Raw genomic sequence first — 17,289 nt, forward strand, 5'->3', positions numbered from 1 at the left:
TTCAGCTCTTTTAACTTCAATCCTTGTAGTTAGGGTGGCAGCTGCCTAACACCCCATATTCTGTAAGCTATCCTCCTGGTAGAGAGGTATTTTTCAAGAAGATTAAGATCGCTTTGAGCACCTCTAATTACTGAGCTCTCTATTCTCCCGAATAATCCTAGAGGCTCTCCGCGTTGATCAACAAATACCACAATGTCTACCCCATCATCCTTCAATGTGACTAACCCTAGCTTGTACTGGGAGAGTGATCCAGCTTTCTCCTTTATCCCCTCCATTAGTGTTGACACAGCCCACGGAGGCTCTAACTCGCCGACACTAATTAACTCCGAGTTGAATAGCATCATGGCTATTGCTACTTCATCGAAGAATCTGGATACGTCTGGAACTACTTCTCTAGTAGCGGGAGGTGGTTGCGATGCTAACTGCGGTGGTTTAACAGCCGGGGGTTGTGGTGGAGCAGCAGGTTTAGCAGGCTGTGCTCTTGGAGCAGGCTTCGGAGGCGTGAGAACAGGCTGAGGCGGCTTCTTCAGTAAGTTTTCAAGCTCCTTTAGAAACGAATTAACTATTCTAGTGCAGGTGCTGGTATCACCCTCACACTGCCCTCTTACATTAATGTGCACGGCGTAGAAGACTGGTACAATCTTGTATTCTATCCTAGCTTTAAAGCCCTGTGATTCCAGGTGGTTGACGACTGTGTCCTCTGATATAACCTCGCCTTTCACTTTAATAGGCAAAGATACTCCGGCGAAAAGAGACCTCTCCGCCCAGTACCCGGAGATCTCGTTGACTTCTAGATTGCGTGCTGTAAGCCTGAAAGACTTTATGCTTGAAAATAGCGTGGCAACATCATAAAGCAACCTGTAAACTAGCTCCTTCTCGACAGGCCTTATAATGGTTTTCTCAATTATACTTGTGCTCACGGAACACTAACACCCTAACATGAATTCATGTATTCTAAGATTTAAATGTTAGCTAAGTGCAACCACTGAATTAAAAGTTATCCTAATCAGGAGCATGCTTAAAGGCCCGAGCCCCCTATCTTAATCTACGAGTATTTAAGCCACCTGCTGTATCACCTATACTGGAAACGGGGGCTTATATTGCCTGTCATAGACTATAGGTTTATCGCCGTAGATTTACTGAGAGCATATAAGGAGCTTTTAGACTACCGAAGGCTCGAGGAACTCTCGGGGCTGGAAGCCCAGACGCTATGGAAGTATATTAGGAGAGGTGTTAAACCTAACTACAAGAGAGCTGTAGAGTTATTTAACATACTAACCAGCCGCGAGCTAGTAGAGGACTTAATTAGAAGAAAGCTGGTGGAGGTAGAGGAGGAGCTTTACGGCCTCTACAAGATAGCATTCAATATCCCCCTGCTCAGAATTCTATCGTACATTGCTTTCAAGGAGTTTCAGGGATACAAGGTTAACACTATAGCAACAGTTGAATCAGATGGTATACCACTAGCCACCAAAGTTGCCGAAGTCCTTTCCGCGAAGCTAGTTGTAGCTAAACGCCGCCCTGAGATAGGAGCGAGAGGATATCATCAAGCCTCATATATATCAAGAGATCCTCCAGAGTACACTATTCTCTTCACTCCAATCGACATGCTATCAAAGAAGGATAGAGTTCTAATTGTTGACGACGTCCTGAAGACTGGTAAGACTTCGATGGCGCTTATAAGATTGATTAAGACGGCTGGAGCGACACCTGTAGGCTTATTCTCCATAATAGGTGTAGGGGATAAATGGATGAAGATAGTACCAAGGGAGCTGGAGAAAGTATATGTTGTGCTAACAGTTCAATCAAGCAGCTCTTTCTAAGCCCAGCTAGAAAGCTATACTCCTAGAATAATCTTCAATAACCCCATTCTCACGTAGAGTCCATTTCTTGCTTGCTCAAAGTATACTGCCTGAGGTAGCTGGTCTACATCTGTAGCGAGCTCCCATGTTCTCGGAAGCGGGTGCATTATTAAAGGTATTCTCTCATGCCTGGATAGCATGTTGAGTGATATAGTATAGCTTCCCTTAAGCCTTTCATACTCATCCTGATTCATTCTCTCCCTCTGAAGTCTTGTCACGTAGAGCACGTCTAGTCTACTGATTACTTCACTGAGATTCCTGGTGAACTCGTATCTCACTCCTCTCTGATCGAGTACCTTTAGTACTTCCTCACGCGGTCTCAGCTGTGGAGGCGAGATAAAATACACTGTGATATCTTTGAAGTTTGAGAGAGTGTAGATAAGGCTCGGGATAGTCCTACTATACTTGAGGTCACCCATTAAGCCTACTGTGACACCATCTATTCCTCCAAGCATCCTCCATATGGTGTAGGCGTCGAGGAGTGCTTGTGTGGGGTGTTCATTATAGCCGTCTCCAGCATTGATTACTGGAGCTCTACATATCTCGGCTGCTCTAGCAGCAAAACCAGGCTCCCAGTGTCTTACAACTATAACGTCAGGATTATAGCTGTCGACTGTTCTAAGAGTATCCTCCGGGCTCTCGCCTTTAGCTCTACTTGTAACCTCCTCTGGACCCAGGTCAACAACGCTTCCCCCGAGCTTGATCATAGCGAACTGGAAGCTCAGTCTCGTCCTAGTGCTCGGCTCGAAGAAGGCTGTGAAGAGTGTTCTCCCTCTAGCAAGCTCTAATCTCCCCTCGCTTTCAACTCTCCGTCTAATCTCTTCTACTACTGTGAAGAACTCCTAGATATCACTTCTAGAGAACTGGAGAGCTGAGATTACATCCATGCCTCTACGCATATCTACCACGCCCTCCAGCTACTAGTATCTAGGGTTCTTGAGCCACTGGCCGCTCGGCTTATCCGCTAGAATACCATCTCTGTACACCACGCTACCCCTGAGCACTACGTATCTGATTCTCCCCTTGAACCTCCAACCTATGAAGGGTGTCAGCTTATACTTGTATTCAAGCCACTCCTCGCTAACCATGGTTTCACCACGAGGATCCACTATTACTAGGTCACCGTCGAAGCCCGGGGCTATTGAACCCTTCCTAGGCCACAACCCCCAGATTCTAGCTGGGTTTTCAGAGAGTAGCAGTGGTATCCTAGTTAACGGGATAATATTTCGTAGAGCGAGATCTAGCATTGAAGGAAGTAGCGTCTGAACACCTGGAAACCCTGCTGCAGCACTCCATATATCCCTGGTTTTCTCTGAGGGAGCGTGAGGAGAGTGATCCGAGCCAACTGTATCAATTAGACCCTTCTTTACTGCACTGAGGAGCCTGGCCTTGTGTACTCCACCCCTAACTGGTGGATTGATCTTGACTAGACTACCATATCTAATGTAATCCTCTCTATCGAATAGCAGGTAGTGAGGGCATGTCTCCCCGTAGACTTCAACACCCGCGCTTCGAGCATTTAATATGGCTTCAAGAGCTTCACTCGAAGAGACATGTAGTATCAACGGTCTCCCTCCAGTATGCTTTGCGATCACAGCGATCTTGGTAATACTGTACTCTTCAGCGATAGGAGGCCTGGCATCAATGTATGATGAAGGACTAGTAGCTGTATCAGTCCTCTTCACTCTCTCGGTAAAGTACGAGATTAACGATTGATCCTCAGCGTGAAACGCTATAGTTGCACCAGTTAAACTAGACTTGTAGAGTATCTCGTATAGGCCTGCATCACTTGGAGGAGGAAGATCCCCTGTAGTAGACGCCATATAGACTTTAAATCCCACTGCTCCTTCAGCCAGCATATCCTCAAATAAGTGGAGGTTTCCATCGTGGAGGACCCCTAGGAGAGCGAAGTCTACATGGGCCTTAGACTCGAGGAGCCTAGCTTTACTGGCAAGCTTACCCGGGTCGTCAACCGGCGGGATGGTGTTAGGCTGCTCTATTACAGTGGTGACACCGCCTTTAACAGCAGCCCTAGAACTGTGAGTGAAGTCATCCTTGTACTCTAAGCCTGGCTCCCGCATGTGGACGTGCTCGTCGATCACTCCAGGTAAAACTAGCATTCCTGAGGCATCAATTACTTCATCCACTCCACTGCTATCTACGTGAGGGGCTATCCTTGTTACAACTCCTTCATCTATCCTCACGTCAACTCTTAGGAGGCCTTGAGGAGATACAACCAACCCATTCCTTACAAGAAGACTCAAGCTACGCCCGCATCCACGTATAATTCATGCTGAACGTATAAGATTTAATTTAAATGAAACAGGTAGGTCTTCCAGCCTCCACCTCCACTTACTCTAAGATTATTTGATTAAGTTCTCGCGCAGGAAGCTATAGCGAGCTGCAAAACGTAACACTTAAATACCCCGGGGCTCAATCCTCATTAAGCTCTAGGTGAGCCTATGCGCCAATGGTAGTCCCTGTAAGGATACGAGCTCCTCAAGACGAGGAATTAGTTCCAAAGCAGTGGTATAATATTATCCCGGATCTACCTGAACCTCCTCCACCCCCTAGGAGGTCTGATGGCTCTATAGTTGAACCCAGGGATCTCGAAGCATTATTCCCTAAGGAGTTCGTGAGACAGGAAACCAGCATGGATCAATACATCCCGATACCCGTGGAGGTTAGAGAAGCATACCTGGAGGCTGGACGCCCTACACCCCTTATTAGAGCTAGGAGATTCGAGCAGCGTCTTAATACTCCAGCGAGAATATACTTTAAGTATGAAGGTGTCCTCCCGACAGGATCCCATAAGATTAACACAGCTATAGCTCAAGCATACATGGCTTCAAAGGAGGGGGTTGAAAGACTTACCACAGAGACAGGGGCAGGCCAGTGGGGTAGCGCTCTATCTATTGCTGGAGCCATCTTCGGGGTTAAAGTAAGAGTCTACATGGTTAAAGCAAGCTACGAGCAGAAGCCCTACAGGAGGATACTAATGCACGTGTATGGTGCTGAAGTAATATCGAGTCCAAGCATGTATACCAGGACTGGGAGAACTATACTTGAAATGGATCCAGGGAACCCGGGGAGCCTCGGTATAGCGATCAGCGAGGCAATCGAGGATGCATTAACCCATCCAGGCACAAAGTACTCGCTCGGCTCAGTACTGAATACTGTACTCCTCCACCAGACGGTAATAGGCCAAGAAGCCATGAAACAGTTAGAGCTCATAGGAGAAGAGCCTCCAACACACCTGGTAGGCTGTGTAGGAGGTGGCAGTAACTTCGCTGGCTTCACCTACCCGTTCATAAGAGAGAAGCTGAAGGGAAAGCTGGACGCCGAGGTCGTAGCAGTGGAACCAAAAGCTATTCCATCAATGACTAGAGGTAAGTACACCTACGACTACGGTGACAGCGCCGGGCTCACGCCACTACTGAAAATGCATACTGTGGGACACAAGTTCACTCCTCCCCCAATACATGCCGGTGGACTACGCTATCACGGTGTAGCCCCAAGCTTAAGCATACTGGTAAACCATGGTATCGTGAAGCCAGTAGCATACACTCAGAGAGAAGTCTTCGAGGCGGCACAGCTCTTCGCTCAAACCGAGGGATTCCTACCAGCCCCTGAAACAGCTCATGCAGTAAAAGCAGTACTAGATCTAGCATTGGAAGCGAAAAAGAAGAATGAAAAAGCAATCATAGTATTCAACTTCAGTGGACACGGGCTACTAGACCTCCAAGGATACAATGACTTCCTAACAGGACACCTAGTAGACGTCGAGCCCGAGGAATTCGACTTATCATACATACCGAGAATAGAGGAATAAAGGTGGAGTTCAAAGGTTTTTGCATGAATAGAAATGAACCCTTCTTATTTAGTTTCAAATAATTTTCATTGGTAGAACACTTATCAGTATCACAAGAAAAATAGGGAATCATAGATCATTAGGAGGTACTAAAAGGAAAAATAATTGTTATCCGGTTGGAGCTCCTGGTAACGACTGTGGGGTTTTTACTTGTGACTCAAATGTATCGACGTTACTCTTAGTTACGACGACTACTGGTGTCGGTATCCAATCTTGCGCCGGTCTCCAGTCCTTGATTTTAATGTAATATGCAGCATATACACCCCAGTATCCCTGTAGGAATGGGGACTGAGCTATTGTAGCATACATTTTACCTTCTTTGACAGCTGTCACAGCATCCGGTATGGCATCGTATCCAACTACAATTATATCCGAGCCTGGCTTTAGGCCAGCACCCTCGATCGCTTGGATTGCTCCAAGAGCCATTTCATCATTAGCTGCTATGACGGCATCTACTTTTTGCGATGCAAGAATAGACTCCATCACTGAGAGTCCTTGATCTCTTCTGAAGTTAGCTACCTCCTCTGCTACAATATTTACTTTACCTTGCGCAACGTATCGGTCTAATACATTGTGGAAGCCTTTCTTACGATCTTCGGCTGCGGTAGTCCCTGGGATACCGTTAAGAATAACTACCTTCCAAGGTGTAGGTTTACCACTCTTCTCTAACGCACTTATTAATGCATTTGCAGCATCCTCAGCGCCCTTAACATTATCCGTTCCAATGAATACTATTCGCAGTGTACGGTCTACTACATCTCTATCGGTTGTTACAACAGGTATCCCGGCATCCTTAGCCTTCACTAGTGCCGGCTGGATGGCTTCAGCATGGACTGGGTTAACTACTATAACACTTATACCCTCACCTATAGCTGTTTCAATTTGAGTAATCTGTTGCTGAGGGTCGTCTTTAGCATCATATACTTTCATCTCAATATCTATCCCTTTAGCCTTAAGCTCGTCTATAGCTTTCTGTGCTCCATCACGTAATGCCACGAAGTACGGGTTGCCTAGATTGCTGATGAAGAGTCCTATCGTAGTCTTTGCTGGTTTCGCTTGCTGAGTAGTATAGAAGTATATACCGATTATTGCTACTATAACTACTAGTGCTATTATAGCTATGGCTATAGTTTTAGATAGAGCTTTAGACAAGGTCTAGCTCTCCTCCAATACTTTATGTATTATGTGTATTGATCAAGTATATAAATCTTACAAGTATAAGGAACACGTAAATCTGGCATTCACTAGTACATTCTTGGGATATAATTGGGTATAGAGGCTACAATTGTTTAACAGCATAGTATAATAGTATAGTAAAAAAGTTGCAATTGTTATTTAACGTATCTGAGGCCTCTCGTAAGGGCTGTTGCTGCTACAGCTAATACTGCTCCTTTAACAACCCATTGAATGTATGGATTAACACCTAGAAGTATTAATATATTGGTAATTAAAGTCAACATATACGCGCCTAGGGTTGGCCCGAGAGGTGAACCTACTCCTCCGGTTAACTGTATTCCTCCTAAGACTGATGAAGCAATAGCATCTAGCTCATATCCCCAGCCAGTCCACGGATATGCTACCTCAAGCCTCGCATTCATCATTAAGCCTGCAATAGCATAGTAAACTCCAGCTAAAGTAAATACTACTAGTTTAACTAGGTCAGCATTTATCCCAGAGTATCTAGCGGCATCTTCATTCCCACCTATAGCGTAGATTTTTAGACCCAGCGATGTTCTCCTCAACAACAGGACGTTTACTAATGTGAACATCACGAATATCCATACCATAACAGAAATCCCGGCGATATCGCGGGTGAGAATATTAAAGCTTGATAATCCCACTATTGGTTGCCCACCTGAGAGAATAAGCACCACTCCTCTACCTGCTACTAATGCAGCTAGTGTAGCCACAAATGATGGAATCTTGGCTTTCGTAACTAGTATTCCATTGATTAAACCTACTAGAGCACCAACTGCTAAGCCTGCGAGAAAAGCTATCTCAAGGGGCTGCTGATAATTGACATATATTAATGCTGCAACAGTCCCAGATAACGCCATAGTTGAACCAGGTGACAAGTCTATACTTCCCATTATTATTACCATGGATTCTCCCAGTGCTAACATAGCTAGTGGTGCTGTCTGCAACAGTAATATCCTCTGGTTGTATGGAGATAGGAAGTGGATAGAAAGTATTGCTGATGTAATATATAGGCTTATTAAAGCGATTAAAGGTTTAACTTCCTCGTATGTGCTGATTTTTCTCCAGAGGCTTGATATAGATATTCGCGAGCGCCCCATCTAAATCCCCTATGCAATTTTTATATCTAGGTTTGAACGAGGATCCCTATTAATTTGTCCTTCACCACTGACGAGATCTATCAAATAGTCGCGGGTAAGACCTTTATTTGGAAGTAGTGCTACCTGCCTACCTTTATATAGCACGAGGATTCTATCGGAGAGTGCTAGTATTTCATCGATCTCAGATGACATAAGTATAACCGATAAACCTTGATTTGCTAATTCCATGATAATCTTCCTGATTTCTACTTTTGCTCCAATATCTATACCCATAGTCGGTTCATCGAAGATTAGTATTTTTGGTTTAGATTCAAGCGCTTTAGCGATAACCACCTTTTGCTGGTTCCCTCCACTGAGATTTGCTACACGTATTTCAGGACTTGGAGCTACAATGTTTAATTTCTTAATCCACTCTAAGGCTACATGCTTCTCATCGCGTATCAAGCGTAGCCCGAGCTTCCTGGATAGTTTATCTATTGATGAAAGTACTATATTCTCTCGGATAGACATGGATTGAACTAATCCTTCGCTACGTCTATCTTCCGGCAAATAGTAAATACCGTATTTTAATGCATCAAGCGGGCTTCTAATAAAAACTTCCTTATTCTCGACGAATATTCTACCGTTTACAATTCTCTCCATGCCTACGAGAGCTTTACCTAACTCTGTTTTACCTGCCCCTAACAAGCCAGCTACACCCAGTATCTCGCCTCTCCGTAGATCAAATGTTATACCTCTTAACCATACTCCTCTCGCCTTGACTGGTTTTGTTGCTAGATTCTCAACTTTCAGTACGGGGATTTCTCCCTCCTTCTTTTCTTTTTCGATGTAAAATCCCTTGATTTCTCCCCCTAGCATTAATTTCACAATATCTAAAGGTTTAGCTTGCTCGACCCAAAGAGTTGCTACTTTTTCTCCATCTCGTAGTACTGTCACTCTATCAGCTATTCTAAATACTTCATCTATGTGATGAGTTATTAGTATTATCGATTTCCCAGACTCCTTTAATTCACGTATAACTTGGAATAATCTTTCTACTTCAGCTGGAGTAAGGGCACTTGTCGGTTCATCTAGGCATATAATATTTGCATTCTCAGCGAGAGCTCGTGCAACTTGGATCAGCTGTTGCTCACCTATGCTTAGATCTCTAACCTTAATCCACGGGTCTATGTTTAAGCCTAGTATCTCAATATATTTCTTCGAGAAGTCTTCAAGCGCGCTTTTACTTATACGGGTCAATGGATATTTGAGAAACGGAATTTTTGCAAGATATATGTTCTCGGCCACTGACATATTGGGGAGTAATGTTATCTCCTGGTGCACTAATGTGATACCGTATTTCTTTGCATCGAGAGGCCCTCTTATATGGACTTTTCTACCATTAATGATTATTTCTCCACTATAAGCTCTATGAATACCATTAAGTATTTTAACAAAAGTGGATTTCCCCGCACCATTCTGGCCTACAAGTGCGTGAACTTCACCTTCATATAGGTCGAAGTCAACTCCTTTGAGAGCTATTATACCAGGAAATTTCTTAACTATGCTTCTGGCTTCCAAGACTACTTTGCTCTCGTTCTTTATCAATTATGCGCCACCTCCATCTTCTTAAGGAAGTCCTCCAGTTCGTCTCTTGAAGGTAAGCCTTCCTGCGCACCTAGCTTTGTAATCTTGAGTGATGCTGCCGCATTAGCTCTCTTACAAGCTTCTAAGATATCATATCCTTCTGCCATGAAGACTGCTAAAGCACCATTGAATGCGTCTCCTGCTCCCGTCGTGTCAACTACTTCTACCTTAAATGCGGGTATATGTTCAGTGAGATCCCTTGATACCACAACTACTCCATCCTTACCCATAGTTATAACAGCGTATTCAACTCCTCTTTCAACTAGCATCCTTCCAGCTTTAGCTGCGTCTTCAATTTTTTCAACTTTAATTCCTGTGAGCATCTCGGCTTCAATTCTGTTAGGTGTAATTACATTCACATATTTGTAGATTTCTACCGGGAGTTTCATTGCTGGTGCTGGATTAAGTATAACAAGTCTATTTAGCTCTGAAGCCTTCTTAGCAGCATATAGTACTGTCTCTAATGGTATCTCCAGCTGGAGAAGAACGATATCCGTCTTCGCTATAATAGCAGTAGCTTTATCGATGTCCTCTTTTGATACATGGTAATCAGCTCCAGGTGCAACAGCAATCATGTTCTCGCCTGTCCGTCTATCCAGAAAGATGAATGCGAGACCTGTATGGGTTGACTGATCTAGGGAGATGTAATCTGTATTAACATTATTTCTCCTTAGGTTTTCCAAAAGTTTTTCAGCGAAGAGATCATTTCCGACTCTGCCAACCATGTATGTGTGTGCTCCTAAACGTGCTGTTGCAACAGCCTGATTCGCTCCCTTGCCCCCAGGCTTCATAGTGAAATTGAAACCGAGAACTGTTTCACCTGGTGTCGGTAATTTAGGTAAATCTATGTAAAAATCCATATGAATACTACCAATAACAACGATAGAAGCCTTCAAGATTCACACCTTATTGCTATATCAGTTTTAATTTCATTTATCCATTTATTTACATTTAAAAGCGTTTAGCTTAATGTGGGAATATTGGGTATGCCTGTTGAAGAAAACTGGTATCCTGAACCCTATATTACTACAAGAAATAGCTAGTCTAGGACATATGGATGTATTTATTATAGCGGATGCAGGACTACCTATACCCAAGGGTATTACCCGCGTAGACCTGGCACTTAAACCTGGTATACCCAGATTCCTAGACGTGCTTAAGGCTATTCTCGAGGAAGTAGTGGTTGAGAAGGCAGTATTAGCCCGTGAAATAGTTGAGCGCTCACCGGGAATGTATAGGGAGGTGATTAAACTCCTTGAGGAATTGCAAGGCCTAAATCTCAGTAGAGGAATAGTTTTTGTAGAACATGAAATATTCAAAAAGGAATATGTTGGTAGAGCTAAATTTGTAGTGAGAACAGGAGAGTTCACACCATACTCGAATATAGCTTTGATATCAGGGGTTCCATTTTAGTTAAAAAACTTATTTTTAACTTCGCTTGCTATTACTGGTGCAACTGTCACTTTGCTAACAGGGTTTAATACGGTGTCTGTGCATGCGAGGTCTTTTAAATCGAGTTGCAGTAGCTTCTGGTATGCTGTGCCGACGAGTAGTGGGTGAACACATGTAACAGTTATGTCTCTGGCTCCAAGCTTTCTCAGGGATTTAACAGCTTCTACTATTGTTCCACCTGTGCTAATTATGTCATCTACTATGATGACGTTCTTGTCTCTTACATTAATGCCTTTAGCTTCAATGACTACTTCTGTAGGGCTGAGCCTCTTCTTCTCTAGCACACCATACTCTACTCCCCCTAGCTCCTCAGCCATTATCTTCGCCCACTGCTCGGCTTCCTCGTCTGGACCCACGATCACAGTGTTCTCGAGAGATTGTTTTTCTCTAACGTATCTTGCCAGCTCGCGTACACCTGTAAGGTTGTAGAATCGGGCTCCGAAGAGCTCTGTGGGATCGCTTATTCTATGCAAGTGTGTATCGATCGTGTAGATGGCGTCGACTTGAATAGACTTGAAGAGCTTTGCTAGAATACGTATGCTTACAGCTTCACCTGGATTAAATCTTTCATCCTGCCTAGCGTAGGCTAGGTATGGTATGACAGCTATAACTCTAGATGCACCTAGATCTCTGAGAGTGTCAAGAGTATATAGTGTCTCAATAATCCTCTCGTTAGGATTGTATTGAAGCGAGTTAATGTAGACAACAGTTTTATCCCTGACATCCGGGATGACTCTGATATACGTCTCGCCGTCTGGAAAAGCTTTTACTTCGATATCACCGAGCTCAACACCGAGAATTCTGGAGACCTTGTACGCTAAATGGTATCCACTAGTGCCTCCGAGAATAACAGTGCTCTTCAAGACATGCCACCAGCACAGCTTACACTACAGTTAAACCGGGTTCAAGGTAAATAAAGCTGTCTTCAGGTGAAACTCTTAACCTGAGGTGTGTTTAAAGGATCCACTATGCGTTACACGAGCTTCAAACCAGGTTCAGGTGCTCTAGAGTTGATTAGGACAAGTCATGTTGGAAGCTTCCCTTTACCCTACACCCCTGGAAACATTAAGAGAGTTATAGAGGACTTAGCGAGTATAGGTATTGATGCGCCACCATACCCTCAGTTAAGGAGTTTTATAGACATATATCTTGAACCACTAGTAGGCACTGGAGCCCTAGCTAGTAGAAACGGCTTCTACTTCCTCAGGGATCCCGCGAGACTGAAGGATTCAGTAGAAGTTGAACCTGAAATACCGGAGGCTAGAGTTATGGCTGAAGCTAAAGCAAGAGGAGTCTATAAGTGGCTGAGAGCTCCTGTCACAGGCCCATTCACGCTATCCTCTAGAATATACATTGAGGATAACATTGAGGGAGGCTTGCAGGCTACACTCCTCAGAGAGAAGAAGCTCTTAGAGTACATTACTGAATACGTTAGAGTTAACTTGAAGTACCTGGCCGGCTTAGGCTACAACATCCTTTTTATAGATGAGCCGGTGCTAGGGGTACTTGTCGGCCGTAGACGTATCCTGCTAGGATACAATGTGGAGGAGATCACAAGTGTAATCAATAGTGTCTTCGAGGGGCTTCCAGGCGAGCATGGAATACATGTCTGCGGGAGGATATCTCCAAGCCTGCTCGATATACTAGCTGGATCCAGGGAACCCCAGGTACTAAACTTCGAGTTCCACGATAACCCTGGGAACATCGAGCTCCTCGATAGAGAAGTGCTTCAAGCAGGCAGTAAGATCCTGGCGCCGGGAATTGCAAGCTCTAAGAATCCACGTGTAGAAGAGTATACTGAGCTCAAGAATCTTCTACTAGAAATTGGTAGTAGAGTCAACTGGAGGATAGATCTAGTTTCAGCTGACTGCGGCTTCGGGGGACTAGCAGTCGAAGACGGTAGCCCGGAGAAAGCTTACGCTATCGGATTAGAGAAGCTTAAGAGAATTAAGAGGATTGTAGTAGAAGTAGTAGAAGAACTAGGAGTATAAGCCTAGCAGATAAATAGCAGCAGCCTATATAGTCCCCATCCACCTGCTGCGGGAGGAGACTACAACTACTGGTTCAATAAAAAACTCCTCTCATATAGCATGGCGTGCAAGAAGGCGGAGGCCCTCAATGGGCTCGAATGGCGAGGATAGTATTACACCATCCACAATATCATTGAGTGACCGCAGAGCATCCCCTAGTCTATCCCCCTCGATGTATGGTTGACCAAGCTTCATGAACAGCTTTCTATTCCTCCCTATCCCCAGGAGGAGGAATACGTATACCTTCAAGTTCCTTGACCAGGCTTCTCTAGCTATATCCTTAAGCACCTCGTTCTTCCAAGGAGCATAGTTTATTACATAGTAGAAGTCTGCTCCAAGCTCTATCCTCCTCTTGATCTCCTCAGGAGGGAAGTTAAGGCTCAAGATTACTCCAATCGGAAACCTGTAACCCTTCTTCTTGAGGAGACTAATAGCTTCCTCTGTCCCAATATCCTCGACTATCCCGCCTTCAACCGGCTTATCGCCTCTCAGTAGAACCAGTCCATCCAGCTCGTATTCTGCTACAGCATTAGCTATTGAGAGTAATGCCAGCCTGTTTATATCGTAGAGTCTAACGTGAGGTATGCTTCCAGCTCCATGAGAGTACTTGATGTATACAGCTGTCGCGAGACTGAATAATCCAGGGTAGCCGCCCGGCCCCTCAGGTATCGTGTACTTTGATACTACGCCTCTCCCCTCCTCTATAATGCTATCTACTTCACTTCTCCTCCAGGCTGCAAGCTCAAAGAAGTACTCCATTAAACCACCTGTGGCAGGATTTAACACTGACTTAGCTATTCCATAACTTATAAAGTCTCCTGGTAGTCTCTAAAGTCGGAGTGCCGCCTAATACTATGGTGCTATAGTCTACTACATGTCCCCTAGGATGCTTCAAGTCTCAAAGCAATGTAGAGTTAAAGCTATTACTGATGCATGTAGCATTATATGGGAAGTAAGATTAGAGCCCGGTGGCTAACGTGAACGCCGAGCGCAATAAACTCCTGCAACAGGTTAGAGACTGCCTGGTAAACTTAAATGAAGACTGTGTTCTCAGAGCTGTAAGCGGGCTCCTTGAGAGAGGGGTGCCAGCTACAGAGATAGTCTTAGGATCCATGAGTAGTGCCATGGAGGAGATTGGAAGGCTATACGAGGAGGGAGAGTACTTTATAGCTGAACTCGTAGAGGCAGCAGATATATTCAAGAAGGCTATGAAGATCCTGGAGCCGCGGATAAAAGAAGAAGCATCTAAGCTGGGGTCCAGTAGAAGGCTTAGAATAGTAATTGGAACTGTTAAAGGCGATGTCCACGACATCGGTAAAACACTAGTAGCTGTAATGCTTCAAGCCGCTGGCCACGAGGTAATAGACTTAGGAGTCGACGTTGACGCGGAAAAATTCGCTGAAGCTGTTGAAAAATACAATCCGCAGGTACTCGGCATGAGCGCGCTATTAACTACAACAGCTAGATACATGGCTGAAGTATTAAGAGTCCTCGAGGAAAGGGGTCTCAGGAGGAAGGTATACGTTGTGATCGGGGGAGCAGCCACCAGCAGGGAGTTTGCTGAGAGGATCAAGGCTGACGGCTGGGCTAGAGATGCTATTGAAGCTGTTAAATTAATCAACAAGCTAGCTGAAGAGATGAAGGATCATGCAGGAGAAGAAGGCTAGGATTGTAATCAAAGGAACTAGCAGAGTGCTGGAAACGGAACCTGGTGTAAACCTAGGCAAGCTACTGGCTTCCAAGGGTCTCCTGCCACTACCCTGTGGTGGTAGAGGCCTCTGCGGGCTCTGCCGCGTCAGGGTTTACGGAGAAGTGAATAAGCCCACTGTATACGAGCTGGCTCGTGGATTAAGAGGAGTGGAGAGACTTGCATGTCAGACCGTGGTTCAAGGATATGTTGAAGTAGAACTCCCATTACTCCAGCAGCCTCGTGCATCAGCATGGTCTCTACTAGTAGAACCCCGTGTGAGGAAACCGCTCGTCTCAACTCCTTCTACACTAACCCCGGTTGATTCAAACACATTTAAACCAGCTTCTAGACTACTACTCGTAGATGACAGGCTCTTCCATACAACCGGGGATCCAGACCGCGTGCTCCTCGTCGACATAGGATCCACTAAGATAGCATATCAGCTCGTCTCACTGGATGGAAAAGTACTCTGGGAGGATGTAGTATTAAATCCACTGAATATTTATGGAGCCGATATAGTCACGAGAATGACGCATGTACTCGACGACCCTTCTAAACTCCAGGATATGTCGGAGAGCTTGAGGAAAACCGTGGGTAGCACAGCTACATTAAAGGAGGCTGGGTTAATCCTTATCGCTGGGAACAGCGTCATGGAGCACTTCTTTAACGGGCTACCGATAGAGTCCCTAGCGCGTAAACCTTTTCAACCCTTAGTGAAGGACCCAGTGTACTCGTGGGTTAATGGAATCCCAGCTCTCACAATGCCCATTATAGGTGGATATGTTGGTGGAGACGCGTACTCAGAGCTTATAGCATCTCTAGAATTAGAGCTGGAGAAACCTTACCTTGTGATCGACCTGGGAACTAATACTGAGACACTACTAGTATCTAACAACGCTATCTACGCTACAAGCACACCAGCTGGACCAGCCTTCGAAGGACATATTGGAAGCAGCTCTACAGTACACCTGGGGGGTATTGTTAAAGCAGCTATAACTGGTGAGAGAAACGGGCTACCAGTCTTCGAGGTAGAGTACACTGGCTCCCCAAGAGGTTTCCTTGGTTCAGGTCTTGTAAGCACTATAGCCGAGCTGCTTAGACACGGCTTCATAGATGAAAACGGGAGGATTATGAAGGGGTATACGAGGGTTAACGGAGTGAAAAGCATTATAATAGACCCTGTTAACAATGTTAAGTTAAGCCAGCTGGATATAAGAGAATTCCAGAAGGCTACCGCGGCAGTTAAAACCAGCTGGAGGGTACTTTTGGGTAAGGCAGGACTTAGAGAAGAGGATGTTAAAACAATAGTAGTATCCGGTAGCTTCGGTTCAGGGATACCTCCCAGGGATCTCGTGGATCTAGGCTTACTCCCTGTTAGAGACGTGGATAGAATTATTGTAGCTGGCAACATGGTGCTCTCAGGGCTCCGCGTGATTCTCTTGAATAAAGATTACCTCGTAGACTACAAGAGGATCGCTGGGAGGATTATACATGTTAATCTAGCTGAGGAGGAAGACTACATGAAGGTATGGATTGAGAGCTTAAAGCTCGGCTAGGAGCTTGAAATAAAGAGCTTCTGGATAACCTTCAAGTAGGTTTTCAACGGGTGTACTCCTTCAATCTTCAGCCCTCGGCGTCTAAGACTGTAGGCTATTAGAGAGTCTATCATGGCTACTGCATCAGCAATATACTTGACTCTCTTAACAGGCCCGTACATTATGTAGTCTGCACCCATAACTCTAAGATAAGCTGCTACGCCTCCATGAACACCTACAGCTGTAGCTTGACCCACAGTTTTCTCGGAGACTGATCCCAGAGCGTTTGCTGGAGCACAGCCTGAAGGATACCCGTGTTTCTCCTTAACCATGTGTATTGTCTCAGCACTTAAAGCTATACTAGCTGGATCTATTACTACTGCATCCACAATAATGTTCTCCAGCCTGGCTCCCCTAGCCATAGGTAGCAGCCTCTCCTCCAGTATCTTCAACCTGCTCTCGGGATCCATGGATCCCGCCGCGTTTCTCGGGTCAAAGGTCATTAGGACTACTCCGGCAAGCTTGTTTTCAGCTACTACTCTAGGCTCTTCTGGAGGACTGTCAGTATACAGTCCATTAGCTATGCTTCTACCCGCTACTCCGAGCTCTCTGGCAACACGGTAGCTCTTCATTCTCGCCTCAGGGTCTGGTGAGTCGAGAAATAATGGTACATCATACTCTGCGATGAACTCCATTATAGGCTCAACACTCTCAACGCTGGGGAAGACAACATCTAAAGCGAGGACTAAGCCTTTCTCAGCCACCACGCTTAAAGCTTCTTCAATCTTCTCCCTGGCTTCACCACGCTTAAAGCCTCCTCTCTCATTCTCAAGGAGTTTATCACCATGGTAGAATATCGAGCCTACAAGCCACGCTGGATTCTGCCCAGGTAAACCCCCCAGCTCCCACCTATCAATCCTCATAAT

16 protein-coding genes are annotated in these 17,289 nt (G+C 45.1%); 6 read left to right on the plus strand and 10 right to left on the minus strand.

Translation table 11 applies throughout. From position 1 onward, the window contains the following. Positions 1–29: 29 nt before the first annotated feature. Complete coding sequence (locus OWQ48_01390; protein MCY0867875.1) at positions 30–920, minus strand: hypothetical protein; 891 nt, start codon at positions 918–920, stop codon at positions 30–32. A 180-nt stretch (positions 921–1,100) separates the two neighbouring features. Between OWQ48_01390 and OWQ48_01395 the strand changes: the two genes are divergently transcribed. Continuing rightward, positions 1,101–1,823: a phosphoribosyltransferase family protein gene (locus OWQ48_01395; protein ID MCY0867876.1), complete on the plus strand. Its 723-nt coding sequence runs from the start codon at positions 1,101–1,103 to the stop codon at positions 1,821–1,823. A 14-nt stretch (positions 1,824–1,837) separates the two neighbouring features. Here the strand turns inward: OWQ48_01395 and pyrB are convergent, their stop codons facing one another. Next, positions 1,838–2,680, minus strand: coding sequence for an aspartate carbamoyltransferase (gene pyrB / locus OWQ48_01400; protein ID MCY0867877.1), 843 nt, complete (start codon positions 2,678–2,680; stop codon positions 1,838–1,840). Positions 2,681–2,782: 102 nt separating this feature from the next. Beyond that, positions 2,783–4,126, minus strand: a complete 1,344-nt coding sequence (locus tag OWQ48_01405; GenBank protein MCY0867878.1) for a dihydroorotase family protein — start codon at positions 4,124–4,126, stop codon at positions 2,783–2,785. A 206-nt stretch (positions 4,127–4,332) separates the two neighbouring features. Between OWQ48_01405 and OWQ48_01410 the strand changes: the two genes are divergently transcribed. Beyond that, the gene (locus OWQ48_01410; GenBank protein ID MCY0867879.1) at positions 4,333–5,694 is read left to right on the plus strand and encodes a TrpB-like pyridoxal phosphate-dependent enzyme; all 1,362 of its coding nucleotides are present in this window, start codon (positions 4,333–4,335) and stop codon (positions 5,692–5,694) included. A gap of 147 nt (positions 5,695–5,841) precedes the next feature. On the opposite strand, the gene OWQ48_01415 is transcribed toward OWQ48_01410, so the two are convergent. From OWQ48_01415 to rbsK, 4 genes are all read right to left on the minus strand, one after another. Continuing rightward, positions 5,842–6,885 carry a substrate-binding domain-containing protein gene (locus OWQ48_01415; protein ID MCY0867880.1) on the minus strand — a complete coding sequence of 348 codons (1,044 nt, stop codon included), beginning with the start codon at positions 6,883–6,885 and terminating at the stop codon, positions 5,842–5,844. A 179-nt stretch (positions 6,886–7,064) separates the two neighbouring features. Beyond that, a complete protein-coding gene (locus OWQ48_01420; protein ID MCY0867881.1) occupies positions 7,065–8,030 on the minus strand; it encodes an ABC transporter permease in 966 nt (321 codons plus the stop codon). Positions 8,031–8,039: 9 nt separating this feature from the next. Then, positions 8,040–9,617: a sugar ABC transporter ATP-binding protein gene (locus OWQ48_01425; protein ID MCY0867882.1), complete on the minus strand. Its 1,578-nt coding sequence runs from the start codon at positions 9,615–9,617 to the stop codon at positions 8,040–8,042. After that, positions 9,614–10,552, minus strand: a complete 939-nt coding sequence (gene rbsK / locus OWQ48_01430) for a ribokinase (GenBank protein MCY0867883.1) — start codon at positions 10,550–10,552, stop codon at positions 9,614–9,616. Before rbsK ends, OWQ48_01425 begins: the two co-directional genes overlap by 4 nt. Before the next feature lie 97 nt (positions 10,553–10,649). Between rbsK and rbsD the strand changes: the two genes are divergently transcribed. Further along, complete coding sequence (gene rbsD, locus OWQ48_01435) at positions 10,650–11,069, plus strand: D-ribose pyranase (GenBank protein MCY0867884.1); 420 nt, start codon at positions 10,650–10,652, stop codon at positions 11,067–11,069. Here the strand turns inward: rbsD and OWQ48_01440 are convergent. Beyond that, a complete protein-coding gene (locus OWQ48_01440) occupies positions 11,066–11,971 on the minus strand; it encodes a ribose-phosphate diphosphokinase (GenBank protein ID MCY0867885.1) in 906 nt (301 codons plus the stop codon). The genes rbsD and OWQ48_01440 overlap by 4 nt on opposite strands. Positions 11,972–12,118: 147 nt before the next feature. Here OWQ48_01440 and OWQ48_01445 point away from each other — a divergent pair, with 147 nt between their 5' ends. Further along, the gene (locus OWQ48_01445) at positions 12,119–13,099 is read left to right on the plus strand and encodes a methionine synthase (GenBank protein MCY0867886.1); all 981 of its coding nucleotides are present in this window, start codon (positions 12,119–12,121) and stop codon (positions 13,097–13,099) included. 90 nt (positions 13,100–13,189) lie between these two features. Here OWQ48_01445 and OWQ48_01450 read toward each other — a convergent pair whose 3' ends face one another. Next, positions 13,190–13,897, minus strand: coding sequence for a 5,10-methylenetetrahydrofolate reductase (locus OWQ48_01450; protein ID MCY0867887.1), 708 nt, complete (start codon positions 13,895–13,897; stop codon positions 13,190–13,192). A 218-nt stretch (positions 13,898–14,115) separates the two neighbouring features. Between OWQ48_01450 and OWQ48_01455 the strand changes: the two genes are divergently transcribed. Then, the gene (locus tag OWQ48_01455) at positions 14,116–14,805 is read left to right on the plus strand and encodes a corrinoid protein (protein MCY0867888.1); all 690 of its coding nucleotides are present in this window, start codon (positions 14,116–14,118) and stop codon (positions 14,803–14,805) included. Next, complete coding sequence (locus OWQ48_01460) at positions 14,786–16,384, plus strand: ASKHA domain-containing protein (GenBank protein MCY0867889.1); 1,599 nt, start codon at positions 14,786–14,788, stop codon at positions 16,382–16,384. Before OWQ48_01455 ends, OWQ48_01460 begins: the two co-directional genes overlap by 20 nt. Here OWQ48_01460 and OWQ48_01465 read toward each other — a convergent pair. Next, the gene (locus tag OWQ48_01465) at positions 16,381–17,286 is read right to left on the minus strand and encodes a tetrahydromethanopterin S-methyltransferase subunit H (GenBank protein MCY0867890.1); all 906 of its coding nucleotides are present in this window, start codon (positions 17,284–17,286) and stop codon (positions 16,381–16,383) included. The genes OWQ48_01460 and OWQ48_01465 overlap by 4 nt on opposite strands. Positions 17,287–17,289: the final 3 nt, after the last annotated feature.

It is taken from the genome of Desulfurococcus sp., assembly GCA_026626905.1.
Lineage (GTDB): Archaea > Thermoproteota > Thermoprotei_A > Sulfolobales > Desulfurococcaceae > Desulfurococcus.

Coding starts and splice junctions, on each gene's coding strand:
- OWQ48_01460 (MCY0867889.1), top strand. CDS start 14,786: ATGCAGGAGAAGAAGGCTAGGATTGTAATCAAAGGAACTAGCAGAGTG.
- OWQ48_01465 (MCY0867890.1), bottom strand. CDS start 17,286: ATGAGGATTGATAGGTGGGAGCTGGGGGGTTTACCTGGGCAGAATCCA.
- OWQ48_01410 (MCY0867879.1), top strand. CDS start 4,333: ATGGTAGTCCCTGTAAGGATACGAGCTCCTCAAGACGAGGAATTAGTT.
- OWQ48_01420 (MCY0867881.1), bottom strand. CDS start 8,030: ATGGGGCGCTCGCGAATATCTATATCAAGCCTCTGGAGAAAAATCAGC.
- OWQ48_01450 (MCY0867887.1), bottom strand. CDS start 13,897: ATGGAGTACTTCTTTGAGCTTGCAGCCTGGAGGAGAAGTGAAGTAGAT.